At 71.0% G+C, this 23,908-nt stretch carries 22 protein-coding genes and 2 tRNA genes; 11 read left to right on the forward strand and 13 right to left on the reverse strand.

What is annotated here, in order from left to right; translation table 11 throughout:
• The 4 genes from MKK60_RS08950 to MKK60_RS08965 form a co-directional block, all read left to right on the forward strand.
• Nucleotides 1–207: hypothetical protein (locus MKK60_RS08950; protein ID WP_243985166.1), on the forward strand; the 207-nt coding region annotated here is incomplete at its 5' end.
• 64 nt (nucleotides 208–271) lie between these two features.
• On the forward strand, nucleotides 272–724 hold the full coding sequence (locus MKK60_RS08955) for a hypothetical protein (RefSeq protein WP_243985168.1): 453 nt from the start codon (nucleotides 272–274) through the stop codon (nucleotides 722–724).
• A 36-nt stretch (nucleotides 725–760) separates the two neighbouring features.
• Nucleotides 761–1,006 (forward strand): hypothetical protein, encoded by a 246-nt coding sequence (locus MKK60_RS08960; RefSeq protein WP_243935112.1) that lies wholly within the window; start codon nucleotides 761–763, stop codon nucleotides 1,004–1,006.
• On the forward strand, nucleotides 996–2,030 hold the full coding sequence (locus MKK60_RS08965) for a tyrosine-type recombinase/integrase (protein ID WP_243985170.1): 1,035 nt from the start codon (nucleotides 996–998) through the stop codon (nucleotides 2,028–2,030). Before MKK60_RS08960 ends, MKK60_RS08965 begins: the two co-directional genes overlap by 11 nt.
• An 88-nt stretch (nucleotides 2,031–2,118) precedes the next feature.
• Here MKK60_RS08965 and MKK60_RS08970 read toward each other — a convergent pair.
• Both MKK60_RS08970 and MKK60_RS08975 read right to left on the reverse strand, forming a co-directional pair.
• Nucleotides 2,119–2,203, reverse strand: a tRNA-Leu gene (locus tag MKK60_RS08970).
• Between the two features lie 145 nt (nucleotides 2,204–2,348).
• The gene (locus MKK60_RS08975; RefSeq protein ID WP_147728794.1) at nucleotides 2,349–2,657 is read right to left on the reverse strand and encodes a FliM/FliN family flagellar motor switch protein; all 309 of its coding nucleotides are present in this window, start codon (nucleotides 2,655–2,657) and stop codon (nucleotides 2,349–2,351) included.
• 76 nt (nucleotides 2,658–2,733) lie between these two features.
• On the opposite strand from MKK60_RS08975, the gene lipB reads away from it, so the two are divergent.
• Nucleotides 2,734–3,465 (forward strand): lipoyl(octanoyl) transferase LipB, encoded by a 732-nt coding sequence (gene lipB / locus MKK60_RS08980; protein WP_147842152.1) that lies wholly within the window; start codon nucleotides 2,734–2,736, stop codon nucleotides 3,463–3,465.
• A 3-nt stretch (nucleotides 3,466–3,468) separates the two neighbouring features.
• Here the strand turns inward: lipB and MKK60_RS08985 are convergent, their stop codons facing one another.
• The gene (locus MKK60_RS08985) at nucleotides 3,469–5,568 is read right to left on the reverse strand and encodes a carbohydrate porin (RefSeq protein ID WP_147842163.1); all 2,100 of its coding nucleotides are present in this window, start codon (nucleotides 5,566–5,568) and stop codon (nucleotides 3,469–3,471) included.
• Nucleotides 5,569–5,755: 187 nt separating this feature from the next.
• Nucleotides 5,756–6,604 carry a 3-mercaptopyruvate sulfurtransferase gene (gene sseA / locus MKK60_RS08990; protein ID WP_243985172.1) on the reverse strand — a complete coding sequence of 283 codons (849 nt, stop codon included), beginning with the start codon at nucleotides 6,602–6,604 and terminating at the stop codon, nucleotides 5,756–5,758.
• 473 nt (nucleotides 6,605–7,077) lie between these two features.
• Here sseA and MKK60_RS08995 point away from each other — a divergent pair, with 473 nt between their 5' ends.
• Nucleotides 7,078–7,311 (forward strand): hypothetical protein, encoded by a 234-nt coding sequence (locus MKK60_RS08995; RefSeq protein ID WP_147729797.1) that lies wholly within the window; start codon nucleotides 7,078–7,080, stop codon nucleotides 7,309–7,311.
• Nucleotides 7,312–7,402: 91 nt separating this feature from the next.
• On the opposite strand, the gene MKK60_RS09000 is transcribed toward MKK60_RS08995, so the two are convergent.
• The 4 genes from MKK60_RS09000 to MKK60_RS09015 all read right to left on the reverse strand — a co-directional run bounded on the left by MKK60_RS09000 (nucleotide 7,403) and on the right by MKK60_RS09015 (nucleotide 13,390).
• Nucleotides 7,403–8,077 carry a hypothetical protein gene (locus MKK60_RS09000; RefSeq protein ID WP_243985174.1) on the reverse strand — a complete coding sequence of 225 codons (675 nt, stop codon included), beginning with the start codon at nucleotides 8,075–8,077 and terminating at the stop codon, nucleotides 7,403–7,405.
• 189 nt (nucleotides 8,078–8,266) lie between these two features.
• Entirely contained in the window at nucleotides 8,267–11,437 is a 3,171-nt protein-coding gene (locus tag MKK60_RS09005; RefSeq protein ID WP_243985176.1) for a multidrug efflux RND transporter permease subunit, read from the reverse strand.
• Between the two features lie 63 nt (nucleotides 11,438–11,500).
• Nucleotides 11,501–12,835, reverse strand: coding sequence for an efflux RND transporter periplasmic adaptor subunit (locus MKK60_RS09010; protein ID WP_243936179.1), 1,335 nt, complete (start codon nucleotides 12,833–12,835; stop codon nucleotides 11,501–11,503).
• A gap of 240 nt (nucleotides 12,836–13,075) precedes the next feature.
• Nucleotides 13,076–13,390, reverse strand: coding sequence for a hypothetical protein (locus MKK60_RS09015; RefSeq protein WP_243985178.1), 315 nt, complete (start codon nucleotides 13,388–13,390; stop codon nucleotides 13,076–13,078).
• A 330-nt stretch (nucleotides 13,391–13,720) separates the two neighbouring features.
• Here MKK60_RS09015 and MKK60_RS09020 point away from each other — a divergent pair, with 330 nt between their 5' ends.
• Both MKK60_RS09020 and MKK60_RS09025 read left to right on the forward strand, forming a co-directional pair.
• A complete protein-coding gene (locus tag MKK60_RS09020) occupies nucleotides 13,721–14,284 on the forward strand; it encodes a L,D-transpeptidase (protein ID WP_147843950.1) in 564 nt (187 codons plus the stop codon).
• Between the two features lie 180 nt (nucleotides 14,285–14,464).
• Nucleotides 14,465–16,615 carry a putative bifunctional diguanylate cyclase/phosphodiesterase gene (locus tag MKK60_RS09025; RefSeq protein WP_243985180.1) on the forward strand — a complete coding sequence of 717 codons (2,151 nt, stop codon included), beginning with the start codon at nucleotides 14,465–14,467 and terminating at the stop codon, nucleotides 16,613–16,615.
• Nucleotides 16,616–16,646: 31 nt separating this feature from the next.
• Here the strand turns inward: MKK60_RS09025 and MKK60_RS09030 are convergent, their stop codons facing one another.
• Together MKK60_RS09030 and MKK60_RS09035 are read right to left on the reverse strand one after the other, a co-directional pair.
• On the reverse strand, nucleotides 16,647–17,690 hold the full coding sequence (locus MKK60_RS09030; RefSeq protein WP_243985182.1) for a MaoC family dehydratase: 1,044 nt from the start codon (nucleotides 17,688–17,690) through the stop codon (nucleotides 16,647–16,649).
• A 108-nt stretch (nucleotides 17,691–17,798) separates the two neighbouring features.
• Complete coding sequence (locus MKK60_RS09035) at nucleotides 17,799–18,101, reverse strand: YggT family protein (protein WP_147751992.1); 303 nt, start codon at nucleotides 18,099–18,101, stop codon at nucleotides 17,799–17,801.
• Nucleotides 18,102–18,219: 118 nt separating this feature from the next.
• On the opposite strand from MKK60_RS09035, the gene MKK60_RS09040 reads away from it, so the two are divergent.
• Nucleotides 18,220–18,295: transfer RNA gene (locus tag MKK60_RS09040), tRNA-Ala, on the forward strand.
• Nucleotides 18,296–18,552: 257 nt separating this feature from the next.
• Here the strand turns inward: MKK60_RS09040 and MKK60_RS09045 are convergent.
• Nucleotides 18,553–19,182 (reverse strand): class I SAM-dependent methyltransferase, encoded by a 630-nt coding sequence (locus MKK60_RS09045; RefSeq protein WP_243985184.1) that lies wholly within the window; start codon nucleotides 19,180–19,182, stop codon nucleotides 18,553–18,555.
• A 119-nt stretch (nucleotides 19,183–19,301) separates the two neighbouring features.
• Complete coding sequence (locus tag MKK60_RS09050) at nucleotides 19,302–19,547, reverse strand: DUF6894 family protein (protein WP_243985186.1); 246 nt, start codon at nucleotides 19,545–19,547, stop codon at nucleotides 19,302–19,304.
• Nucleotides 19,548–19,657: 110 nt separating this feature from the next.
• Between MKK60_RS09050 and MKK60_RS09055 the strand changes: the two genes are divergently transcribed.
• Both MKK60_RS09055 and MKK60_RS09060 read left to right on the forward strand, forming a co-directional pair.
• The gene (locus MKK60_RS09055) at nucleotides 19,658–21,121 is read left to right on the forward strand and encodes an SNF2-related protein (protein ID WP_243985188.1); all 1,464 of its coding nucleotides are present in this window, start codon (nucleotides 19,658–19,660) and stop codon (nucleotides 21,119–21,121) included.
• A gap of 172 nt (nucleotides 21,122–21,293) precedes the next feature.
• Nucleotides 21,294–22,391: a GGDEF domain-containing protein gene (locus MKK60_RS09060; RefSeq protein WP_243985190.1), complete on the forward strand. Its 1,098-nt coding sequence runs from the start codon at nucleotides 21,294–21,296 to the stop codon at nucleotides 22,389–22,391.
• 84 nt (nucleotides 22,392–22,475) lie between these two features.
• Here MKK60_RS09060 and MKK60_RS09065 read toward each other — a convergent pair whose 3' ends face one another.
• Complete coding sequence (locus MKK60_RS09065) at nucleotides 22,476–23,567, reverse strand: catalase family protein (protein WP_243985192.1); 1,092 nt, start codon at nucleotides 23,565–23,567, stop codon at nucleotides 22,476–22,478.
• Nucleotides 23,568–23,908 lie beyond the last annotated feature (341 nt).

The following is a 23,908-nucleotide window of genomic DNA, read 5'->3' on the forward strand; positions in this document are numbered from 1 at the left end:
CGAGATGGCCGGGCCGCGCGCTTGATCAGTACGAATGAAACGCATCAAAGCGGCGGCTATATCTACCCGCTGCGCGCAGAGGTCGAACACCCGAATAAACCCGATCGCTGGAAAAGCTGGTTCTACATGCGGGACGGTTGCTGGGTATCAAACGATCCCTGCAACCCCAATGACCTCGTGAATGTCCGTCGCGCGGGGATGAACTGAGATGGGCGCCTCAGACCAACCGCCAGCCTCATCCGGCAAGGCCCTAACAAGTAAGGAACGACCGATGGCCAGGCCTGACGTGGGGGTGATGCGCGAGCTGCTGGCGCGGGTAGAGGTCGCCGAGGGACCGGATCGCGATCTAGACCGTGAAATCCATATGGTTCTCGGGTTCGCGATGGGCAAAGTGCTGCATGGCGGGACCGATACGATGCCGCTGTGGAACGCCTACACCGGCAGCATCGACGCCGCGGTAGCGTTGGTTGAGCGCACATTACCCGGCGCGGTCTGGCACGTGATGACCGACTACGGCGACCTCAACCGCGCCAAGATCGGGCCTATGGGGCGCCCAAACGCATCCGTCTACCGTGTCGAGGATCGCACAGACTTCAGCTTCGGAGATGGTGATACGCCTCCCCTCGCGATCTGCGCCGCTCTCCTGACCGCCCTCATCGCCGCGGAGGACCAAGCCGACCCCTCCCCTCCGCCCGCTCGGGGACGGGAGGACGCTGATGGGTAGGGCGAGACACGACATCGACGCTGACAGGGGAGGGCGATGACGACGCTACCTCTTGGCATGCTACCGCGCGGCCTCACCCGTGAGCAGGCCGCCGAGTATTGCGGGTGCGATTCCCTCGCCGCGTTCGACGACTGGGTGCGGCGGAGCATCGTGCCGAAGGCGATCCCGGGCACCGCGCGCTGGGATCGCAAGGCGATCGATCGCGCCCTTGATCGCCGGTCCGGACTTCTCGAAGCTGCCGACTCATCCTTCGAGGAGTGGGCGGCGAGCCATGCGGGTTAAGCTGAAGGGCATCAACACCGTCCGATACCCGGCTGCCGATGGGTCGACGGTGACCTATTACTACCACCGCGCGACCGGCCGACGCCTGCAGGGCGAGCCCGGCACCGCGGAGTTCCAGGCCTCGTTCGAGGAGGCGGGGAGGGCGTCATCTCAAGAGCGCGGCGCCGGCACCGTGTCGTGGCTGATCCGGCAGTACTGCGACTCGCTCCAGTGGAAGAAGCTTGCCGAATCCACCCGCGTGATCGGCGCGCTCAATCTGAAGGCCGCCGAGGCGAAGTGGGGGACGACCCCGCTCAAGCACGTCGAGAACCCGAGGAGCCGGCCGCTCTTCCTGCGCTGGCACGACAGCCTGGCGGAGACGCAGCCGCGGGCGGCCGACAACAAGCTCGCGGCGCTCGCCCGCGTGTTCTCGTGGGGCTACGACCGCGGGCACCTCACCCACAATCCGATCGCCACCTTCGAGCGGGCCTACGGCAACAGCCGCGCGGAGCTCATCTGGCTGCCCGAGCACGTCACGGCGTTCGAGGCCGCCGCCGGGCCCGAGATCGAGCTTGCCCTGCTGCTCGCGCTCCACACCGGTCAGCGCCAGGGTGACCTTCTGCGCCTGCCGTGGTCGGCCTACGACGGGCACGCAATCACGATGCGCCAAGGGAAGGGCGGTCGGAAGGTCTGGATCCCGGCGACGATCGCCCTCCGGGACGCCCTCGACACCGCGCCGCGTCGAGCGACGACGATGCTCACGAAAGCCGACGGCGTCGCCTGGTCGAAGAGCGCCTTCCATCACGCGTGGAAAGCCACGTTCGAGAAGGCCGGCATCAGCGACGACCTCCACTTCCATGACCTGCGCGGGACGGCCGTTACGATGCTCTCGGAAGCTGGATGCACGCCGCAGGAAGTCGCGACGATCACGGGCCACACGCTGGCCTCGGTGAACAAGATCCTGGAGGTCTACCTATCGCGAACGAAGGCGCTGGCGCAGAGCGCGATCGTGAAGCTCGATGCTCACCGCAGGAACGCTAAGTGATCAACGGCTGCCAAAGATTTTGCAAAAGACCGGCCGGCTCGCTGCCAGCATCTGGGACGCTTCGGGGAAAACACCAACAATAACAAGTTGGTGCGGCCAAGAGGACTCGAACCTCCACCCCTTGCAGGACTAGCACCTCAAGCTAGCGCGTCTACCAATTCCGCCATGGCCGCATCGGCACCCGTCGGGTCCCGTTCGCTTCTCCGAGATCCGGGTCCACTGCGGCGGCCGGCGTCTCGGGTGAGCGGCGCAGCGGATACCAGATCGATCCCGATCCGACAAGCGCCGCAGCGCGGCAATTCGGTGCCGCGGCCGAAGTTATGATGCCGGCTCCAGGCGGCTTTCCAGGAACGGCACGGCGCCGTCGCCGATGGTGACGCCCGGCGTGCGCACCGAATCCGCCTTGCGGATCAGCTCCGTCACCTCGATCGAGATGCGGTTGCCGGTCACCACGATCTGGCCGCGGGCCACGGGATGGTCGTTGGCGAGGATCTCGACCAGGTCGGTCTCGGTCGCCTCCAGCTCGATCACCGCGCCGCGTCCCATGCGCAGCAGCATGTGCAACGGCATGCGGGAGCGCCCGAGCACCACCGTGAGATCGACCTTGAGGTCTTCCAGAACCGCCACGCGTCCACCGCCCCCATGCGCCTTGCCACCGGCACGGACCGGTGGAAGGAGAGCATTCCCGACGAAGGGTGAAGCCTTGGTAAACGCCGCGCACCGTCTCGCGATCGCGCCCGACACCTTCCTGCCGCGGGCGGGCTCTCCGCCGGTGGGCTGGCGGATCAGCGACGCGCCGGTCGCGTACGAGGAAGCCGTCGCGTGGATGGAGGCCCGCGCCGAGGCGATCGCGCGCGGGCTGGCGCCGGAATGCGTCTGGCTGCTGGAGCACCCGGCGCTCTACACCGCCGGCACCTCGGCCCGCGAGGCCGACCTCGTCGCGCCGGCGCGGCTGCCGGTGTACCGGACCGGGCGGGGCGGGCAGTACACCTATCACGGCCCCGGCCAGCGGGTCGCCTACGTGATGCTCGACCTCAACCGCCGCCGCACGGACCTGCGCGCCTACGTCGCCTGCCTGGAAGCCTGGATCATCGCGACGCTCGAGGCCTTCAACGTCCGGGCCGAACGCCGCGAGGACCGCGTCGGCGTGTGGGTGCGGCGGCCGGAGAAGGGCCAGGAGAACGGAGACGCCGTCGAGGACAAGATCGCGGCGATCGGCATCCGCGTGCGGCGCTGGGTCAGCTTCCACGGGATCAGCCTCAACGTCGAGCCCGACCTCGCGGACTTTTCCGGCATCGTCCCCTGCGGCATCCGCGGCCACGGCGTGACCAGCCTGGCCGACCTCGGCCGCATCGTCGCGATGCCGGAGGTCGACATGCAGCTGCGGGCCGGGTTCGAGGCGGTGTTCGGGGCGACCGTGGACGAGGCGGAATAGCGATCAGAAATCCGCGTGCAGCCGGGTGGCGAAGAAGTCCGCCGGGCCCCGGTCGCGGTTGTAGGCGGGGTTGATCACCCGCTGATAGTCGAAGGTCAGGGTCACGGTCTTGGTCAGGCCGATGGCGTAGTAGGCCTCGAGCGCCCGCTCGGGAGCGTAGTTCAGGCGCCCGTCGCCGATCAGCAGGCCGAGGCCGCCGGTGGCGAAGTAGGCCTGGTGCGCCTCGGTGAGGCCGTTCACCGTGGCGCCGAGGCCGACCGTGTCGCCTGCCCGGCCCCAGGCGGTCCCCTTGAGCGAGACGCCGCCCGACGCGCTCCGGTCGACGTCGGTGAAGGACAGGCTCTCGTTGCGCCCGTCCGACAGGCTGACGCGGGCGAAGACGCCGAGATCGGCCGTGACCGCCTGCTCGAGGTTGACGTAGCCGCCGGTCTTGCGCCGCGGGCGGCGGGTGGCGGCAACCGCGTCATTGACGTCGTCGAAGACGCCCGACTGCGTCAGCGCGACGACCTGCCGATAGCGCGCGGTGTTGCCCTGGTTCGAGAAGAAGCCGATCCGCACCCGGCCCGGCTGCTCCAGCGCGGGCAGGACGTAGCGCCCCTCGAACTCGATGTTGGCGCCCTGGCGGTCGAACACCCGCGGGTCGAGCACGTCGCTCGACGGTTCCTTGGGCACCTGCGTGTAGGCGGCGCGCACCGCGAACTCGGCGCGGTTGTACTCGACGTAGACGCCTTGCGTGAAGCCGGGGAGGTTGGCCGGGAAGTCCCAGGCCGAGGCCGCCCAGAGCGACCAGTTCATGAAGTCGACGCGCGGATCGTGGGCGTAGACGTTGCCGTCGAAGAAGTCGCCGAGCGCGAACTTGCCGGCGACCACCGTGATCCGCTCGACGTCGCGGCGCGTGGCGACCTGGTTCGGGCCGTCGGGCACATCCTCGGTCTCGCCGCCGAGGCCGAAGGTCTGGCGCACGAAGTAGCGGTTCGAGCGCAGCTTCGGGAACGGAGCGCCGGCCTTCTGCGCCTCGCCGTTGACGAAGCCGGCGACGCCCAGGGTCCGCGACAGGCCGAAGCCCTGGCTGAATTCCGGGTTGTAGTAGAGCTCGGTGCCCTCCCACAGCTTGAAGCCAACGAAGGCGGTCGCCGTCGTGGTCGCCTGGGCCTGGTGCGGCACCAGGCTGTTCGGGCCGAGATAGGGCGAGCGGAACCCGGTCACGCCCTGGTTGATGAAGGTGGTCTGGCCGTGGAGCGAGAACCGGCCGGTGTCGCCGTTGTCGGGGTCGTGCGGGGCCGCCTCGTCGGGCTCGGGCGGCAGCCGCAGCCCCGCCGGATACCAGGACAGCCGCGCCAGCATCTGGTTGGAGGTGACGTGCGCCTGCGTCGACACCGGGCCGAGGCCGGGCACCGCGCCGAGGTCGAACCGCCCGGTGCTGCCGAGATCGATGTAGCGGTAGTCGAGGCCGAGGGCGAGGTGCTCGGTGATCGCGTACTGGACGCCGGCCCCGAGGGTGAACCCGAGGGTTCCCCGGTCGGTCCTGGCCGTCGCGGCAGGGCCGCCGGCGCGGTCCGGATAGGTGGCGAGGAACCGCGTCTCGGCGCCGGCGAGGCCGAAGGTCGCGTAGATCAGCGCGCGCTCGAAGGCGAAGCCGAGGCGGGCGCGCAGGGCGCCGTAGAGGTCGGTCTTGGCGCGGATGACGTCGAAGACCGGGTCGAACCCCTCGTAGCCGAAGCCGGCGGCGGTCGAGGCGACCGGGCGCTTGAGGTTGGCGCCGGCGATGTCCGCCTCCAGGCCGTAGAGCCACGGGCCGGCCTGCCAGTTCCAGCCGCCGAACACGCCGCCGACGGCGGTGGTCGCCTCGCGGCTGCGGTCGGCGCGGCCGGTGGCATCCCCGGTCTTGAACGGCGGCACGGGGCGTCCGCCGATCGTGGTCGGTTCGAAGCCGAGGGCGCCGAAGGAGCCGCCGGCACTGCCCTCGATCCCGAGATAGCCCCCCGACCAGTCGACGAAGGCGGGCGCCGGCGCGCGCGCGACCGCGAGATCGGCGCCGAAGGCCTGCGCCGGAAGGAGGCAGGCACCGATCAGCCAGGCCGCGCGGCGACCGGCGACGCCCATCGATCCGGCGCTGTCCGCCTCGCCCCGATGCCGCATCGCCCTGATCCCCCGCACGTTCCGATGCGAGGTATAGCATTGGCTATAACTGCGGCAATCCCGGCCCTGCCGGCCTGCGCATTCCCGATCGCGACGTTGCAAAAATGCCCCGCGCTCGATGACGCGCGGATGACGCCGCTACGGGTGCCCCTCAGGCCGGCCCCGTGGCGACCGGGCGGCTCGGATCGCCCCCCCACTCGGACCACGACCCGTCGTAGAGCGCGCGGGCCGGACGGCCGAGGCGGTCCAGCGCCAAGGCGACGATCGCCGCGGTGACGCCTGAGCCGCAGGTGGTGACGATCGGCCGGTCGGGGTCGACGCCGTTCTCGGCGAAGACCGCGCGGAGCGCGTCCGGCGCCTTGAGGTGCCCGTCGGTCAGCAGCGCGGCGTAGTGCAGGTTCCGGGCGCCGGGCATGTGGCCGGGGCGGACGCCGGGGCGGGGCTCCGGCTCCTCGCCGCGGAAGCGCGGCGCGGAGCGGGCATCGACCACCTGGGCGGTGCCGCCGGCCAGCGCGCGGGCGACGTCGGCCGCGTCGGCGACGGCGCCGTGGTCGAGCCGGGCGGTGAAATGGCGCCGGTCGCGGACCCGCGGCTCGCCGTCCTCGGTCGGGTAGCCGGCCGCGACCCAGGCCGGCAGGCCGCCGTCGAGCACGCAGACGTCGCGGACGCCGAAGGTGCGCAGCATCCACCACACGCGCGGCGCCGAGAACAGGCCGAGCCCGTCGTAGACGACGATGTGCAGCCCGTCGCCGATGCCGAGCGCCCGCATCCGCGAGGCGAACACCTCCGGGCGCGGCATCATGTGCGGCAGGCCGGATTCGGTGTCGCTCATCGCGTCGATGTCGAAGCGGACCGCGCCCGGGATGTGGGCGGCGCGATACTCTTCCTCCGGGTCGCGCCCGGCGGCGGGCAGGTACCAGGAGGCGTCGAGCACCACGATGTCGGGCGCATCCAGGCGCTGGTGCAGCCATTCGGTCGAGACGAGCGCGGTGTCGGCCATGATGCGTCCGGGAAGTCGTTGCGGGCGATGTCGGCGCCACTCAATCACAGGGTGGAGACGGATGCACGCCCCGCCGAACGGTGCGCGGTCGCGAGGGCGGGCTTCGTTGGAAGCCGGCCCGGGCGTCGCCGATCCGCCGCAACCGTCGCGGATCCCGTGCCGATGCTCCATGCTGCAGGGCAAGACATCGTGTCGCGCCGGTGCCGCCGGCTTAGGTCCGCGTCAGACCCTGAAGGCTGTGCGCGGTTGCAAGATGCGCGGGGCGGTCTTGTTTCCGCGGAGAACAAGACCAGTTATAACAACACCATGACACTGTCGCGCCGGCATTTTCGCCGGACCCGTATGGACCGAACGTCTCGACGGCACGGAGCATCGTGCGTTGCGGGATCGCTCGATACGGTGCGGCGTTCTCTCACCATCCCCCTGCCGGGCGGCCGTCGGCGCCAGCATGAGATTCCGCGAGCTTTAGTGCGATGAACCAACTCGTCCGCATGTCCCAGATCGGCGAAGCAGAGACCATCACCGAGCCGTCCGCCGAGTTGCGCGTGCCGTTCGCGCAGTCGGGCGCCTTCGTGTGCAAGTTCATCATCGGCGAGCCGAACGATCGCGCGATGTGCTGCGGCGCTCCGGTCGCCGAGGGGAAGAGTTGGTGCGCCTTCCACCGCCGCATCGTGTTCGAGCCGACCCGCCCCGGCCGCATCCGCTGAGCCCAGCGGCCGGCATCGAGGACTGCGCGAGCGCAGCGCGGCCGTACGCGGATCGTCGGCGCCCTCGTGATCGAACGAGGGCGCCCGCACGCTAGTCCAGCCCTTCATCGTCGTCGTAGGGCCGGTAGCCGCGCACCATCCGCCCATCCGGATACTGCACCGAGCGGGAACGCACGACGAGGTAGCCGGCGGCCTGCGCCGCCGCGATGCGGCGCATCCGGTCGTCGCCCTCGGCGAAGATCGGGTTGCGCTCGCCATCGCCCGGGCCCACCACCCGCCCGACCGGCAGCGGAGCGTACGGGTAGGGCGGCGCTGAAAACGTCCGGGGGGTGTAGGCCCGCGCGGCGACCCGGCGCATTACCGGCCGCGCCGCCTCGCGACGCTCGACGACGCGCGGGGTCGCGATCCGAGCACGTGGTGTCGCGGCGATCACCTGCGGATGCGTGCGCCGGACCTCGCGCACCCGCTTGCGCACCGGCACTGCCGCCTGGCGGGTCGGCGAGGACGCCGGTGCCGTGGCCTTGCTCGCGGTCTCCGACCGGCTCGACGCGGCTCGTTCGTCCGCCGATCGGCCCGCGCTCGCTGTCGGCTCCGTCACCGGAGCGGCGGGGATTGCCGCGGCCGGCGGCGCGGCGGGCGTGGTGCTGCGCGCCGGCGGATCGGTCCAGGCGCCGTTGGGGGCGGTCTGCGCGGAGGCGGCCGTCGTGCCGAGCGCTAGGCTCAGCATCAGGGTCGCCCTGAGGATTCCACCGGCTCCGATCGACATCGCGCACTCCCTGGCGGATGGCGGCGGCAGCGCGGACGACGCTGCCTGCCTCGGCACAATTCTTACCGAGATCTTACGACAGCGTCCACGAGGATTGTCCTCGCCCGGTGCCGCGCGGCACGCGATCAACAACGTACCCGCGGCTACCAGTGCACGGCGATCGGGCCTGCGCCCGAATGCCGTCCGGCGCTACTCCGCCGGCACGCCGTGCCCGCCCGGCGCCCGCACCGCCGGGGTCGCGGCATCGGCCTTCTCGCCGGCGAGCACGTCCTTGCGGCGGAAGAGCCGCATCACGACCACGAAGAATACCGGCACGAAGAACACCGCCAGGATGGTCGCCGAGATCATGCCGCCCATCACGCCGGTGCCGATCGCCTGCTGGCTCTTCGAGGCGGCGCCGCTGGCGATGGCGAGCGGCACCACGCCGAAGATGAAGGCGAGCGAAGTCATCACGATCGGGCGGAACCGCAGCGTCGCCGCCTCGATCGTCGCGTCGACGATCGAGGTGCCCGGCTTCCACAAGTCCTTGGCGAACTCCACGATCAGGATCGCGTTCTTGGCCGACAGGCCGATGATCGTGATCAGCCCGATCTTGAAGTAGACGTCGTTGGGCAGGCCGCGCAGGTAGACCGCCGCCACCGAGCCGATGACGCCGAGCGGGATGACCAGCAGCACCGAGACCGGGATCGCCCAGCTCTCGTAGAGCGCGGCCAAGCACAGGAACACGATCAGCACCGAGAGCGCGAGCAGCAGCGAGGCCTGGGAGCCGGCCTGCTTCTCCTGCAGCGACTGGCCGGTCCAGGTGTAGCCGAAGCCCTTGGGCAGCTGGCCCATCAGCCGCTCCATCTCGGCGATCGCGTCGCCCGACGTGTAGCCGGCGTTGGGCTCGCCGGTGATGCGGACCGACTGGTAGCCGTTGAAGCCGACGATCTGCTGCGGCCCGACGCTCCATTTCAGGTCGGCGAAGGAGGACATCGGCACCATCGTGCCGGAGGCGTTCTTCACCCCGTAGTTCAGGATGTCGGTCGCCTGCATCCGCTGGAGATCCTCCGACTGGACGATCACGCGCTGCATCTTGCCCCGGTTCGGGAAGTCGTTGGTGTAGACCGAGCCGAGGTTGACCTGGATCGTCGCGTTGATGTCCTCGAACTTCACCCCGAGCGCGGCGGCCTTTTCGCGGTCGATGACGAGCTCGGCCTCGGGCGCCGGCGGCAGGCCCTCGATCTTCATCTTCTGCAGCACCGGGCTCTGCATGGCGAGCTTCAGGAGCTGTTCCTGCGCGGCGAGCAGCGCCGAGTAGCCCTTCTGCGCGCGGTCCTGGAGGCGGAACGAGAAGCCGGCGGCGTTGCCGAGGTTGTCCACCGGCGGCGGCTCCTGCGCGTCGACGATCGCGTCGCGATAGCCGGAGAGCGCCTTGTTGGTTCCGGCCACGAGCGCCGAGGCCGCGTTCGCCGCGTCGCGCTCGCCCCAGGGCTTCAGCGTCACGAAGGCCTGGCTGGTGTTCGAGCCCTGGCCGGAGAACGAGAAGCCGTTCAGCATCGTCACCGTGGCGACGCCGGGCTGGGCCAGCAGATGCTCCTCGACCTTGCGCACGGCGGCCTGCGTCCGGTTGAACGAGGCGCCGGGCGGGGTCTGGATGTCGACGGTGAAGAAGCCCTGGTCCTCCAGCGGCAGGAAGCCCTCGGGCAGCCGCGCGAAGGCGAAGGCGACGCCGGCGACGAGCGCGAGGTAGACGATCATCACCCGGCCGGACTTCTTGATGAACCACGCGGTGCCGCGGCCGTAGCGCTTGGTCTCGCGGTCGACGATGCGGTTGAACCAGCCGAACACGCCGCCCTTGGAATGGCCATGGCCCTTCGCGACCGGCTTCAGCAGTGTCGCGCACAGGGCGGGGGTGAGCGAGAGCGCGAGCACCGCCGAGAAGGCGATCGAGGTCACCATCGCGATCGAGAACTGGCGGTAGATGATGCCGACCGAGCCGGGAAAGAACGCCATCGGGATGAACACCGCGATCAGCACCAGGGTGATGCCGATGATCGCCCCGGTGATCTGGTCCATCGCCTTCTTGGTCGCGTCCTTCGGCGACAGGCCCTCCTCGGTCATGATGCGCTCGACGTTCTCGACCACGACGATGGCGTCGTCGACGAGGATGCCGATGGCCAGCACCATGCCGAACATCGTCAGCACGTTGATGGAGAAGCCCGCGAGCAGCATCGTGCTGCAGGTGCCCATCAGGGCGATCGGCACGACGATGGTCGGGATCAGGGTGTAGCGGATGTTCTGCAGGAACAGGAACATCACCACGAAGACGAGCACCACCGCCTCGACGAGGGTGTGCAGCACCTTCTCGATCGAGGCCTTCACCGCGGGGGTGATGTCGTAGGGGATGTCCCACTTCAGGCCCGGCGGAAAGAACTGCGACAGCTCCTCCATCTTCTTGCGGATGGCGCCCGCCGTCTCCAGGGCGTTGCCGTCGGGCGCCAGCGTCACCGAGATGCCCGCGGCCTGGCCGCCGTTGAGGCGGGTCGAGAACTGGTAGGCGTCGCCGCCGAGCTCGATCCGCGCGACGTCGCGCAGGCGCACGTTCGAGCCGTCCGAGTTGGCGCGCAGCACGATCGCGCCGAAGTCGTCGACCGAGGCGAGCTGGCCCTTGACGATGATCGGCGCGGTGATCGCCTGGCTGTACGGGCTCGGCTGCGCGCCGACGGCGCCGGACGCCACCTGGATGTTCTGGTTGCGGATCGCGTCCGTCACGTTCTCGGCGGTGAGCGAGAGCCCGCGCAGCTTGTCCGGGTCGACCCAGATGCGAAGGCTGCGCTCGGTGGAGTACAGCGTCGCGCGCCCGACCCCGGGAATGCGGCGGATCTCGTTGATGACGTTGCGGATGAGGAAGTCGCCGAGCCCGATCTCGTCCATCTTCCCGTCGGTCGAGACCAGGGTGATGATGTTGAGGGTGGCGGCCGACGCCTCCTCGACCAGGATGCCCTGCTGGCGGACTTCGGCCGGGAGGCGCGCCTCGACGCGCTTGAGGCGGTTCTGCACCTCGACCGAGGCCAGCGCCGGGTCGGTGCCGGGCTGGAAGGTCGCGGTGATGTTGACCGCACCGAACGAGTCGCTCGTCGACTCGAAGCTCATGATGTTGGCCGCGCCGTTCAGCTCGTCCTCGATCAGCCGGGTCGTGCCGGTGTAGAGGCTCTCCACCGAGGCGCCGGGATAGGCGGTCGACAGGGCGATCGCCGGCGGCGCGATCACCGGATACTGCGCCACCGGCAGCAGCGGCAGCGCGAGCGCGCCGCCGAGGATGATGAACAGCGCGACGACCCAGGCGAAGACCGGCCGGTCGATGAAGAAGCGTGCCATGGATGTTCCGGATCAGCCTGTCGGGTGGTCGGTCGTCGGCGCGTCGTGATCAGCGCAACTTGCTCAGCGCGTCTTGGCGGCGGCCTCGGCCTTGCCGTCCGAAGTCTTGCCGTCCGAAGCCTTGATCGCGCCGGCCTTCGCTGCGCTCGCCTTGGCTTCGGCAGCCCGGGCCTCGGCGGCCTTGGCCTCGGCCATCTTGGCTTCTGCGACCTTGGCCTCGGCTTCGGCGACCTCGTCGACGTCGTGCGGCATGGCCTCGGCGGTCTCGTGCGGCGGCGTCTTGTCCACCGGCTTCACCTGCTGGCCGGCGACGATCTTCTGGAAGCCCTCGATCACCACCCGCTCGCCGGCCTTGAGGCCGTCGCGGATCAGCCAGTTGGTGCCGACCACCGGGCCGACCTCGACCGGCTGGAGCATGACCTTGTCGTCCGCCTTGACGACCCAGACCTCGGCCTTGCCGTCGTTGGTGCGCTGGATCGCCTGCTGCGGCACCGCGATCGCATCGGAATCGATGCCCTGCTTGATCCGGGCGCGCACGTACATGCCGGGGAACAGCTCGTCGTGCGGGTTGGGGATCTGCACGCGCAGCGTCACCTGGCCGGTGCTCGGGTCGGCGGTGACGTCCGAGAACAGGAGCCGGCCCGCCATCGGGTAGAGGGCGCCGTCGTCCATGATCAGGTGGACGTTGGCGGAATCGCGCTCCAGCCGCGAGAGCTCGCCGCTGGCCAGATCGCGCCGGAGCTTGTTCAGCTCGCCGACCGACTGGGTGATGTCGACGTAGATCGGGTCGAGCTGCTGGATCGTGGCGAGCACGCCGGTGGTGCCGGATTCGATCAGGGTGCCCTCGGTGAGCAGCGCCCGGCCGATGCGGCCCGAGATCGGCGCGCGCACATCCGTCCAGTCGAGGTTGAGCTTGGCCCGGTCGCGGGTCGCCCGGGCGCCGGCGACCTCGGCCTCCGCCTGCTTCTTGCCGGCGAAGGCGGTGTCGTACTGGGCCTGGCTCGCCGACTGGCGGGTGAGCAGCGTCTCGAGGCGCTCGGCCTGCTGGTTGGCGAGGACCAGGGCCGCCTCCTGACGCGCCAGCGCGGCCTCGGCGCTCATCAGATCGACCTGATACGGTGCCGGGTCGATCTTGTAGAGGACGTCGCCCTCCTTGACCTGGCTGCCCTGCTCGAACAGCCGCTTCACCACGAGGCCGGAGACGCGGGACCGCACCTCGGCGATCCGCATCGGCGCGACGCGGCCGGGCAGGTCGCGGACGTAGGGGATCGCCTGGGGCGCCACCGTGACGATGCTGACCTCCGGCGGCGGAGGCGGGACCGGGGCCGAGGCCTGCTTCTGGTTGCAGGCGGAGAGCGCGACGAGAAACACCCCGAAACCGAGCGAGGCAGGGCGCATCCGGCGGGCGGACAGGGAGAAGGTCAAGGTCGGGTCGCTCCTGCGAAACGCATCTCGGGGAAGGCCGAGGCGAGGCTCGGCCGTCCGGTGTGTGTCGGTGGCGCGTGGTGCCGGATCGTTCGGCAACGGTCGCCCGCTCGAGGGGTCGGGGCAACCGCGAGGACAGCGCGAGACCCCCGCTTTCGCAGGACATCTTGGCGATCCCGCGACGACGGGCGGAAAGTCCGCGCCGTCGGCCCTTCAGGCGAGCCGGGGCGGGCGGTCGGGCGGTGCGGAAGCCCGGGCGCGCACGACGGCGCGGCCGCGTGGAACGAAGGCGGATCCGGACAGGCATCGGAGGAGGTGCGGCAGCGGATCGGCGGAGGCCGAGCGTCCGGCCCAATCGTCGGCCTCGACCGCGTGCGGCGCGACCATGTCGACCGAAGCGTCGGCGGCGTCGGCCAGGACCGACCGGGGAGCCGTCAGCGTCGAGCCGCTGCCCGAGACGGTGGCACCGGCCTCCCGAGGGAGACCGACGACGAGCAGCAGCACGCCGACCACGAGAGCGACGAGCACCCGCAGCATCGTGGCACGAGCGGCCACGCGGGCCGGCGCAGCGATTTCGGAGGGGCATGTCACAGCTCCCATAAAGGCTCTGCCCCATCGCGGCACAACCGGCTGCGACATCTTGTCGAGAGGGTCTGCGAGAAATCCGGGAACCAATCGCCCTCCGCCTCCGGCCGGGTGGAGGGCTTTCCGGGTCGGCAGGCCGCGATCCGCCCGCAGGAAGTGTTGCGGCGATCCCACAGGCGGCGCGTTCCGGGCCCCCAACGCATCCGACGTCCGCCGCTTGCCGCAATGCCCGCCTATCCGGCAGCGGACCGAACGAACCACCGGAGGACCTGCATGACACGCCGCATCGCCACACTCTGCCTCGCTGCCGGGCTCGCGCTCGGCGCCGGCGCGGCGCACGCGAACCCGTTCGATGCCGGGCCGATCGCCGACTTCATGAACATCTTCCGCACCCAGGCGATCCCGCGCGAGACCATCGCCTGGAAGGGCAAGGAGAAGCCCGGCACCATCGTCGTCTCGACGAGCCAGCGCCGGCTCTTCTACGTGCTCGGCGGCGGCGAAGCGGTGCGCTACGGCGTGGGCGTCGGGCGCGAGGGCTTCTCGTGGTCGGGCGAGAAGAGCGTCACGATGAAGAAGGAATGGCCGTCGTGGCGGCCGCCGTCGCAGATGCTCGCCCGCCGCCCGGATCTGCCCCGCTTCATGGCCGGCGGCCAGGACAACCCGCTCGGGGCCCGGGCGATGTATCTCGGCTCGTCGCTCTATCGCATCCACGGCTCCAACGAGCCCGAGACCATGGGCGCCGCCGTCTCTTCCGGCTGCATCCGGATGACCAACAAGGACGTGGTCGACCTCTACGATCGCGTCCGCGTCGGCACCAAGGTGATCGTTCGCAACTGATGGTTGATGGCGGCGGGATGGGGCGCCGGTCTTCGTCCCGCCGTTACGAAGGGCTTCGCCTGGGCAGCCGTCGCCTCGATCGACAAAATTACAATTCAAAATTGTAATTTTAAGTCTTTGACAGCGTTTGCCGTGAAATTCTGCCGTCCGCGCCCGATCGGGCGTCCGGGACGGTTTCGCATGGCGGATGATCGAGCAGGCTCAGCGGCGATGCGCGACGCGCGGACGGCGTCGGTCGAGGCGTCGCTGCAGGGCCTGATCGACCTGGCCGCGGACCTTCTCGAGGCGCCGATCGCCGCCATCCTCGGCGCCGGGGCGCCGATCGGGCCGCGAGCGGAGGAAGCGAACGCGCTCGCGCCCTTCCGCGACCGTGCGATCGCCCGGGGCGACGTCCTCGTCGTCCCCGACGCGGCGATCGATCCGCAGTTCCATGCCGGCTCCGCCGGCCGCGGCGCGATCCGCTTCTTCGCCGGCGCGCCGCTGATCGACCGCGACGGCACCTGCCTCGGCGTGCTGTGCGTCGCCGACCCGGCGCCGCGGCCGCCCCTGGCCGACCGCACGCGCCGGCGGCTGGCGCGGCTGTCCGACCTCGCCGTCGCGGTGCTGGCGCAGGGGCGGCGGACGATGGCGCAGCGGGACGCGGAAGGGTTCGTCGCCGCCACGAGCTCGGCGCTGATCACCACCGACGCGACCGGCCGGATCACCTTCGCCAACCCCGCCTGCGAGACGCTGCTCGGCTACCCCGCCGGTGCCCTGGCCGGGCGCGACGTGGCCTCGATCGTGCCGCTGCGCCTGCGCGGGCACCACGTCGCCGGCATGGGCGCGCTCACCGCCGGCGGCCCGCCCAAGCTCGCCGGCCGTTCCGTCGAGGTGACGGCTCTGCGCGCCGACGGCAGCGAGGTGCCGATCGAGCTGTCGCTCTGCGCCTGGGGGGAGGGCGCCGCGATGGGCGTCGGCGCGGTGATGCGCGACATCTCGGAGCGCCGCCGCCGCAACGCGCGCCTGCTCCGGCTCGCCCACGAGGACCCCGGCACCGGCCTGCCGAACCGGGTCCGCCTGTCCGGAGAGATCGATGCGCGCCTCGCCGCACGCCGACCGGTCGGGCTGCTGACCCTCGGGGTCGACGGCCTGCGGGCGGTGACCGACGGGTTCGGCTCGGGCATCGGGGCGGCCTTGCTGGAGGCGCTGGTGGTGCGGCTGGCCGGACGCCTGCCGCCGGGGGCGCTCCTGGCCCGCCTCGGCGAGGACGAGCTCGCCGTGCTGCTGGCCGCGACCGAGCCGCCCGGCGAGGCGGATCTCGAGGCCGGCACCGAAGCCTGCGCCGAAGCCCTGTTCGCCGCGCTCGCCGAGCCCGTCACCGTCGGCCACCACGTCCTGCATGTCGGCGCGCGGATCGGCGCCGCGCAGGCGCCGCGCGACGGGGCCGACGCGGCCGAACTGATGGCGGCGGCCGACCTCGCCCTCGAGCGCGCCCGCCACATGGGCCCGCGCGGCTACCGCGCCTTCACCCCCGCGATGCGGGATGCGGCCAAGGCCCGGCGCGACCTGCAGGATGCGCTCCTCGACGGCCTCGCCGCCGGCGAGGTCGCCCTGCACTACCAGCCGCAGATCGAGCTCGCGACCGGGCGCCTGCGCGGCGTCGAGGCCCTGATCCGCTGGAACCACCCGACCCGCGGGCTGCTCGCGCCGGCCGAGTTCCTGCCGGCGATCGAGGCGAGCACCCTGGCAACCCGCTTCGGCCAGTGGTGCCTCGACGAGGCCTGCCGCCAGGCGGCCGCGTGGCGCAAGGCCGGCCTGCCGCGGATCGGCGTGGCGGTGAACCTGTTCGACGCGCAGATCCGCGCCGGCACCCTGGCCGAGGTGGTGATCCAGGCCCTGGCGCGGCACCGGCTGCCGCCGGAGATCCTGGAGCTGGAGGTGACGGAGATGATCGCGCTGGCCGACGCACCCGCCACGCTGGAGCCGCTGCGGCGCCTGCGGGCCCTCGGCGTCGGCATCGCGCTCGACGATTTCGGCACCGGCTACGCCTCGCTCTCCACCCTCAAGAGCTTCCCGCTCACCAAGCTGAAGATCGACCGCGGCTTCGTCCGCGACGTGCTCCACGACGCCCACGACGCGACCATCGTGAAGGCGGTGCTCGACATCGGCCGCAGCCTCGACCTGATCGTCATCGCCGAGGGGATCGAGACGCCCGAGCAGGAGGCGGCGCTGATGGGCATGGGCTGCCGCTACGCGCAAGGGTACCGCTACGGCCGGCCGGTGCCGGGCGATCTCCTGGGACGTCGCCTCGCCGAGCCCGTTCCCGCCAAAGCCTTCTCCCGCAGCGCCTGAAGCCGGTGCGGGACGCGCCCGGGGCGGGCCGTCACTTCGGCATGAAGGCCCAATAGTCGAGGTCGAGGATGACGCTCGGGTGGTAGCCGTCGCCCTCGCGGCCGGGATGCGCGGCGCAGGGCTGGTTCTTGGTGGCGACCGTGCGCAGCCGCAGCAGGCCGACGTCGCCGCGACCGGTCTCGGCCGTGTCGAGCACCTCGCTCCAGGCGTAGACCGTGTCCCCGGCAAACAGCGGCGCCACGTGCCGGCCAGCGTTGATGCCCGCGATGGCGAAGGCGTTGGCGAGCCCGTTGAAGCTCAGGGCGCGGGCCAGCGAGATCACGTGGCCGCCGTAGATCAGGCGCCGGCCGAAGCGGGTCTCCTTGCCGCTCAGCGCGTCGAAATGCACCTTGGCCGTGTTCTGGTAGAGGCGCGTCGCGATCTGGTGCTCGGCCTCCTCGACGGTCATGCCGTCGACGTGGTCGATCTTCTCGCCGACCGCGTAATCGGAGAACCGATGCGGGCTGCCGGCGAGGTCGAGATCGTAGGCCGAGACGTCGAGCGGTGGCAGGGCGCCTGCGAGGTCGGCCGGGTCGACCACCTTGGCGAAGCTCGGCACGTGCTCCTCGGCGATCGCGGCTTGCGGGTCGCGCTTGCGCACCAGCACCCAGCGGCAATAGCTCAGCACGGTCTCGCCCTTGGCGTCCGAGCCGGTCGAGCGCACGTAGACGACGCCGGTCTGACGGTTCGAGCTCTCCTTGAGGCCGATCACCTCGGAGACGGTGGACAGGGTCTCGCCCGGATAGACCGGACGGCGGAACCCGCCCTCGGCGTAGCCGAGGTTGGCCAGCGCGTTGAGCGAGATGTCCGGCACGGTCTTGCCGAACACCACGTGGAAGGTGAGCAGGTCGTCGAGCGGGCTGCGCGGGTAGCCGATGCCTTGCGCGAACGCGTCCGACGACTGCACCGCGAAGCGCGGGCCGTAGAGGGCGGTGTAGAGCGCGACGTCGCCGGTGGTCACCGTGCGGGGCGTGGCGTGGCGGATGGTCTCGCCGAGGCGGTAATCCTCGAAGAAGCGGCCGGGATTGGTCTTCATGGGGCTCGGGGATCTCCGCGTCCGGGCGCGACGGTTTCGAGGACGGTGTGCGGCGGGTCGGCCGCCGGCGTGCGGGTCCCACGATTCTGAGGATCGCGGGACCGGCCGTCAGCGGGCGTAGACGTAGGGGTCGGCCGGCACGAACTCGTGCAGCAGGCGGCTCACGAACAGCAGCAGCAGGATCAGGATGATCGGCGAGATGTCGACGCCGCCGAGGTTCGGCAACAGGTTGCGGATCGGGCGCAGCACCGGCTCGGTGATCCGGTAGAGCACCTCGCCGATCTGCGAGACGATCGGGTTGCGCACGTTCACCACGTTGAAGGCGACGAGCCAGCTGAGGATCGCGCTGGCGATGAGGACGTAGATGAAGAGCTGGACGACGGTGTCGAAGAGCCAGATCAAGGAATTCATGCGCGAAACACGTGTCCTCGTGCGCCCGCGCGGGACGCCGGAACGGCGACGCGACGGCAGCGGGAATCGGGAATTGACAGTTCGATCGGCGCAAGCCTAAAAGGCCGGCGCCTTGGACGGGGCTGTAGCTCAGATGGGAGAGCGCCGCAATCGCACTGCGGAGGTCAGCGGTTCGATCCCGCTCAGCTCCACCAGGCTTTCCTGGTGGTCGATCGTCAGGTGAGGTCCGGCCGCGATAACGCTGCCGCGACAACGGGTTGAGGCCCGCCATCAGCATTTCTGCGATCCGGCGGATCGGCGGCGCGCACGCGCTCCGAGCCTGTCGGCCGGCGGCGTTCCCGCCGTCCTGCGAGCCTTCGGTCGACGCAAGGTCTGAAGGCGTCGCGACCGCTCCCGGCACGGGCCACCGAAGCGTGCGGGCGGGACCGAAGCCCGATCCTCGCGCCGCGCTCTACGGAGCGGTCCGGCCGATCACGGCGCGCAGCGGATCGCCCGGGCCCCCCTCCGGCAGGACGACACGGGTCTCGACGGTCGGGAAGCCGGCCTGGCGGAGATGAAGATCGATCAGCCGCGCCTGATCGTCGCCGCCGAGCGCCTGCCAGATCGCCACGGCCTTGGTCGAAAAGCAGCGATTCGAGAAGGTGATGATCACGGGCGCGTCCGGGCGCAGCACCCGCGCGGCCTCGCGCAGCACGGCGACCGGATCCTGCAGGTACTGCACCCCGACGCAGACGAGGACGGCGTCGATGCTGCCCGCCTCCAGCGGCAGGGCCGGGTCGCCGTTGAGGTCCTGCACGAACGAGGCCGTCAGGCGGGGATTGGCCGCGAGCTCGCGCCCGTTGAGGCCGTGCCCGATCACGGCGGCGTAGGCGATCTCCGGAGGCAGGTGGCTGACCCAGCTCGACATCAGGTCGAGGAGGCGGCCGCCGGCCGGGAGCAGGGCGCGGTAGAGGTCCGTCACGGCCGCGATCGCCGCGTCGTCGATGTGGGTGACGAACCGGGGCTGGGCGTAGAACAGGGCGTCCGGCGCCTGGTCCCGCTTGCGGAACGCCTCGGGCGGAAGCTGGGGAAGGCTCGTCATGGCGTCACTCCGTTCGGGATCTCGTCGCGCCTCGCGCCGCCATGCGACGGCGCCATGCGCGGTGGCATCCATCGCCCGGGGCGACGAAGGCCGCTTGCGCGAGAGGCGACGCCGTAAGCTCAGATGTCCTGCCGGAGGTGGTCGCCGGGCGGCCGGAAGGGAAGCGCCAGCACCTTGCGTCCCTTCAGATCGTGCACGCTCACCTGCCACTCCGCCCAATCCGTCTGCCCGTCGAGCGTGACCATCAGGGCTTCGGCGACACCGCGCGCATTGGCGGGCAGCCTGTCCGGCAAGCGGATGTCCTTGCCGACCGTGTCGACGACGCATTCCAGGCCGTTCGTGCAATGGAAACGGTAGCGTGCCATGGCAGTGCAACTCCCTGAGCGACCGGGTCGAATCTCGTTCATGATATGTTCTGAAATCCGTCGAAGGCAAACGGGTTCCGGTGCGAACAGCGTCGCGCGGTCACGACAGGGTGGATAAGCACCCCGACGGCATCGCCCTCGCTGGCGCGCCGGCGCCCCGCTTCCAGGCGACGCTGGTCCCGCGCCCGCATCAGGCCGCGGCCGCCGACGCGATCCTGGCCGCGCGGGCCGCCGGCCGTCCGGGCTTCCTGCTCGGCGACGCGACGGGCCTGGGCAAGACGCTCTCGATCTGGAGCGCGCTCGCGCGGATGCCCGAGGGCGAGGTGCTGATCGTCTGCCCGAAGGGCGCGATGCCGCAATGGCGTCGCACGATCGCCGGTTCGGGATTGCCGGAGAAGGCGGTGACCCTCGTGAACTACGAGCGCACCAAGTCCCTGATGGCGCCGCCGCCCACGAGCACCCGCCGGTCGGCGCGCGCCAGGAACAACGCGCTGGCCAAGAACGGAAGCCTGCGCCGGACCTGGCCCCTCGTCGTGTTCGACGAGAGCCACCGGCTGCGCAATCCCTACAGCCAGCAGAGCCTGGTGTGCCGCCACCTGGCCGACGCGGCGGTGTTCACCGGCTACGTGAGCGCGACGGCCGGGCAGGCGCCCCACGAGCTCTCCTATCTCGGACGCCTCCTCGGCGAGGCGGCCGACGCGCCGACCGCGACCCTCGCCGAGTTCCGGACGCTGATGCAGCGCCTCGGGATCGGCCGGGCCAAGGGCCGTTGGGTGAACTGGTCGTGGACCAGCAATGCGCGCGACTGCGCCGTCATGGCCGACCTGCTCTACACCGGCCCGCGCGCGATCGGGCTGCGGCGGCGCCCGGGCGACATCGCCGGCTGGCCGGAGGTTCAGCGCGCCCTGGCGCCGACGGCCCTGACGGCGGAGGCCCGCCGCCTGTACCAGGCGACGTGGCGCGCGTTCCGCCAGGAATTCGGGTTGCTCGGCGGCAGCCACCGGCGCCCGGCCGGGTGGGCGGCGGATCTGCGCTTCCGGCAGAAGGCGAGCCTGCTGCGCGTGGCGGGAACGTGCGACTTCGCCGAGCTTCTCCTCGGCGCGGGCGAGCAGGTCGCGATCTCCGTGGCGTTCCTCGAGACCGGTGCGGCTCTGCAGGCGGCCCTGGAGCAGCGCGGCTGGCAGGTCGGCACCATCGACGGGCGGCAGGATGCCGAGGCGAACGAGGCGGTGCGCCGGGCCTTCCAGACCGGTCGGCTCGACGTCGTCGTGTTCACCGTGACGGAGTCGATCTCGCTCCATCAGGACGAGCTGCCGGGCGGCGAGCGCACGCGGGCCCTGGTGATCCACGACATGCGCCACAGCGCGATCCAACTCGCCCAGATCGAGGGACGCTGCCACCGGGACGGGCAGGCGGCGACGATCCACTACGCCTATGCCGAGGGCACGATCGAGGAGGAGATCACCGCGACCGTGGTCCAGCGCATGGCCGCGATGGGCGCCATGGTGGGCGAGGATACCGGGATGTTCGAGGCGATCGCGCGCCGCCTGGCAGCCGACGGCCCCGGCGCCTGAGGGACCGCCGGGACGCCGCCGACGACGACGCGCCCCACGGGCCGGCGCCGGCTTGATGGTCGCCTGATCTATCGCACATCCGACAAATCAGGCCTCTGTAGGCTCGCTTGACGCCTCGCGACTGTCAAATCGCGGCTACCATTTCGAAAGACCTTGCCCGCGATAGTAAGGCATGACACGCAGACTCACGAGCCGCCAGGACCTGCCCGACGACGTGCAGACCGAGCTCGTCTTCCTGCTGTACTCGTCCCTGCCGCAGGTGGCGATCCTCGCGATCACCGTGTCGGCGGCCAGCCTCGCCTTCGCGCTCGCGACCGGCGGCCTCGTCGAGGCGGCGCTGGGCGCGCTCGCATCCGCCGCCACCCTCTGCCGCGTCGCCTCGATCCGGCGGTTCAAGCGCACGCGGACGCAGGACATGACGTTTCGCGTCGCGCGGGCCTGCGGCCGGACCTTCGGCGCGATGATGGTCGGCACCGGGATCTGCCTCGCCCTGCTCGCGCTGCGCGCCGCAGCGATCGACCGCCTGGACTTCTTCATCCTGTTCTTCGGCATCATCCTCAGCTTCTGCGTCGGCGCGGCGACCCGCTCCTCCGTGATCCCGTGGATCCCGGTGACGACCGCCCACATCATGCTGATCGCCTGCATCGTCGCCCTGACCCGGCGGCCGGAATTCGGCTGCTGGTTCGGAGGCTGGTTCCTGATCCTGATGCTGGTGGCCTACGCCGAAGCCTGCCTGCACCTGGAGGGCACCGTCATCGACAAGATCCTGGCACGGCGCGCCGTCGCCTGGACCGCGGCGCATGACGGCCTGACCGGCCTGCCGAACCGCGCCAGCTTCGGCACGCAGCTCGATCGCGCCTGCCGCCGGCCGGGCGGCACGGGCGAGCCCTGCGCGGTGCTCTACCTCGACCTCGATCGCTTCAAGTCCGTGAACGACACGATGGGCCACGCCGCCGGCGATACGCTCTTGGCTCGGGTCGCCGACCGCCTTCGCCAGGCCATCGAAGGGCAAGCGAGCGCCTATCGTCTCGGCGGCGACGAATTCGCCGTGCTGCTGGAGGTCGACGCGACGCCCGAACGGGCGCGCGCCCTGGCGTCTCGGATCGTCGCGGAGGTCGGCCGCCCCTACCGGCTGTCCGGCGGCAGCGCGGAGATCGGGATCTCCGTCGGCATCGCCCATGCGCCGGAGGTCGGGGCCGATCCGCAGGAGGTCCTGAACCGGGCCGACCGCGCGCTGTATGCCGCCAAGGGCGGCGGGCGCGGGCGGTGAATCGCGGCGGATCATCCCGGGGCGCTCGCCGCCTGAGCCGGCGTTCCGTGCCGTTGGCGTGACCGGCCGGCGGAGGACGAGGCCTCAGGCGACGGGAAAGGCCGTCGGCTCGGCGATCTCGACCCGGTTGCCGCGGGACCGGTATTCGCGGGCGGCGGCGTAGGCCGGGCGCCGGGCTCGCATGATCGAGCCGAGCGGCCGGTGCGCGGCCAGGCCGGTCCACGGATTGAAGGCCAGGCGGTCCTCGACGGCGGCGCGCATCGCGTCCGACCACGTGTCCTGCGGCGCGGCGGTGATGCGGGCGACGGGGCGATAGGGGCTCTCGTCCTCGGACCACATCGCCGCGGCGTCCTCGACCGGCATCGCCTCGATGTCCGTCGCCAGCTGCACCCGCAGCTCCCAGACGGCCGGGCAGGTGCGGAAGAAGTCCCGGACGGCCTCGCGGATCCCGTCGGGACGGCCGGCGAGGTCGAGGGGCCGCTCCGACAGGGCGACGAGGTCGGAGGAGACCGGCGAAAGCGCCACCTTGCCGAAATACGCGCCATGCAGGAGCGCGGCCTGGGAGAAGAAGCTGTCGCCCAGAAGATGGGTCTTCGCCTGGCCGGCCAGGGTGGTCAGCGTGGCGGACTTGCCCCCGACCATCTCGAGCGCGGCCTCCGCGGTGCGCGTCACGGCCGATACCGCCCGCTTGAGGGGCTCGGCACGCCCGGTGGTCGCGGCCAGCGGCCTGAGCTGCCGCAGGAAGCCCTCGGCGGTGCCGATCTGGAACGCGGGCGAGTTGCCGAGCACGTAGTTCTGGGTGGTCTCGCCCTCGCTGCCCGGCAGGCGCGGGCCGGGAACGCCCAGGACCTTGAGGGCGGCCCCCCGCGGGGTGGAGACCCGGTCGTCGAGGATGTCGCCCGGCGTGGTGCTGAACCGCAGGATCGCCTCGTAGCTGGCCAGCGCCGCGAACAGGCCCTGGGCGAGGGCCGGCGGAAGGCCGGGCAGGACCTCGAACCGTGCCTTCAGGTAGCCGTGCGCCTTGGCGTGGACGGCCCGGTGGGCGTAGCCGGTGTCGGCATGCGTCTTCCGCTGGATCGAGAGCATGGCCTCGGTCAGGCCCCGCTGGATCTCGTCCTCGTCCGCCGGGACGGTCTCGAAGGAGGGGTCGAACCGAAGCGGAGGTTGCTGGGTCATGCCCTCAAACGTGGGGCGACTCGCGGAAGTTGCCCGACCGGGCGAGATGCCGCGTCCTCGACCGGGCCGCCTCGGCCCTGGAACGCCGGCCGCCCTCGGTTCGGCCCCGCCCCGATCCGCTCACGGGGCGGGGGAACCCCGGATCTCACCAGCCTGGGCCGAAACGCGACGCGGCCCGGATGCGGGATACCGCGATCGGATTTAAGCGCGCGTAGGATCGGACCATGCCCGGCTGTCCCGTATCGAGATGCCGGGCCGTCTCAGGCCGGGTGGGCGGCCGCCCCGACCGGCGCGTCGGCTTTCGGGGCGGATTTACCGAAAAGACCGTGCGACGCGGCCGA

Origin of the sequence: Methylobacterium sp. J-092 (assembly GCF_022829325.1) — a bacterium.
GTDB lineage: Bacteria > Pseudomonadota > Alphaproteobacteria > Rhizobiales > Beijerinckiaceae > Methylobacterium.

Excerpts from the sequence above, each read along its gene's own strand:
- MKK60_RS09045 (WP_243985184.1), bottom strand. The coding sequence starts at position 19,182 with ATGACGAGCCTTCCCCAGCTTCCGCCCGAGGCGTTCCGCAAGCGGGAC.
- MKK60_RS09025 (WP_243985180.1), top strand. The coding sequence starts at position 14,465 with ATGGCGGATGATCGAGCAGGCTCAGCGGCGATGCGCGACGCGCGGACG.
- MKK60_RS09005 (WP_243985176.1), bottom strand. The coding sequence starts at position 11,437 with ATGGCACGCTTCTTCATCGACCGGCCGGTCTTCGCCTGGGTCGTCGCG.
- MKK60_RS09000 (WP_243985174.1), bottom strand. The coding sequence starts at position 8,077 with ATGTCGATCGGAGCCGGTGGAATCCTCAGGGCGACCCTGATGCTGAGC.
- MKK60_RS09020 (WP_147843950.1), top strand. The coding sequence starts at position 13,721 with ATGACACGCCGCATCGCCACACTCTGCCTCGCTGCCGGGCTCGCGCTC.
- MKK60_RS09050 (WP_243985186.1), bottom strand. The coding sequence starts at position 19,547 with ATGGCACGCTACCGTTTCCATTGCACGAACGGCCTGGAATGCGTCGTC.
- sseA (WP_243985172.1), bottom strand. The coding sequence starts at position 6,604 with ATGGCCGACACCGCGCTCGTCTCGACCGAATGGCTGCACCAGCGCCTG.
- MKK60_RS09065 (WP_243985192.1), bottom strand. The coding sequence starts at position 23,567 with ATGACCCAGCAACCTCCGCTTCGGTTCGACCCCTCCTTCGAGACCGTC.
- MKK60_RS08965 (WP_243985170.1), top strand. The coding sequence starts at position 996 with ATGCGGGTTAAGCTGAAGGGCATCAACACCGTCCGATACCCGGCTGCC.
- MKK60_RS08955 (WP_243985168.1), top strand. The coding sequence starts at position 272 with ATGGCCAGGCCTGACGTGGGGGTGATGCGCGAGCTGCTGGCGCGGGTA.
- MKK60_RS09010 (WP_243936179.1), bottom strand. The coding sequence starts at position 12,835 with ATGCGCCCTGCCTCGCTCGGTTTCGGGGTGTTTCTCGTCGCGCTCTCC.
- MKK60_RS08995 (WP_147729797.1), top strand. The coding sequence starts at position 7,078 with ATGAACCAACTCGTCCGCATGTCCCAGATCGGCGAAGCAGAGACCATC.
- MKK60_RS09060 (WP_243985190.1), top strand. The coding sequence starts at position 21,294 with ATGACACGCAGACTCACGAGCCGCCAGGACCTGCCCGACGACGTGCAG.
- MKK60_RS09035 (WP_147751992.1), bottom strand. The coding sequence starts at position 18,101 with ATGAATTCCTTGATCTGGCTCTTCGACACCGTCGTCCAGCTCTTCATC.
- MKK60_RS08985 (WP_147842163.1), bottom strand. The coding sequence starts at position 5,568 with ATGGGCGTCGCCGGTCGCCGCGCGGCCTGGCTGATCGGTGCCTGCCTC.
- MKK60_RS08960 (WP_243935112.1), top strand. The coding sequence starts at position 761 with ATGACGACGCTACCTCTTGGCATGCTACCGCGCGGCCTCACCCGTGAG.
- MKK60_RS09030 (WP_243985182.1), bottom strand. The coding sequence starts at position 17,690 with ATGAAGACCAATCCCGGCCGCTTCTTCGAGGATTACCGCCTCGGCGAG.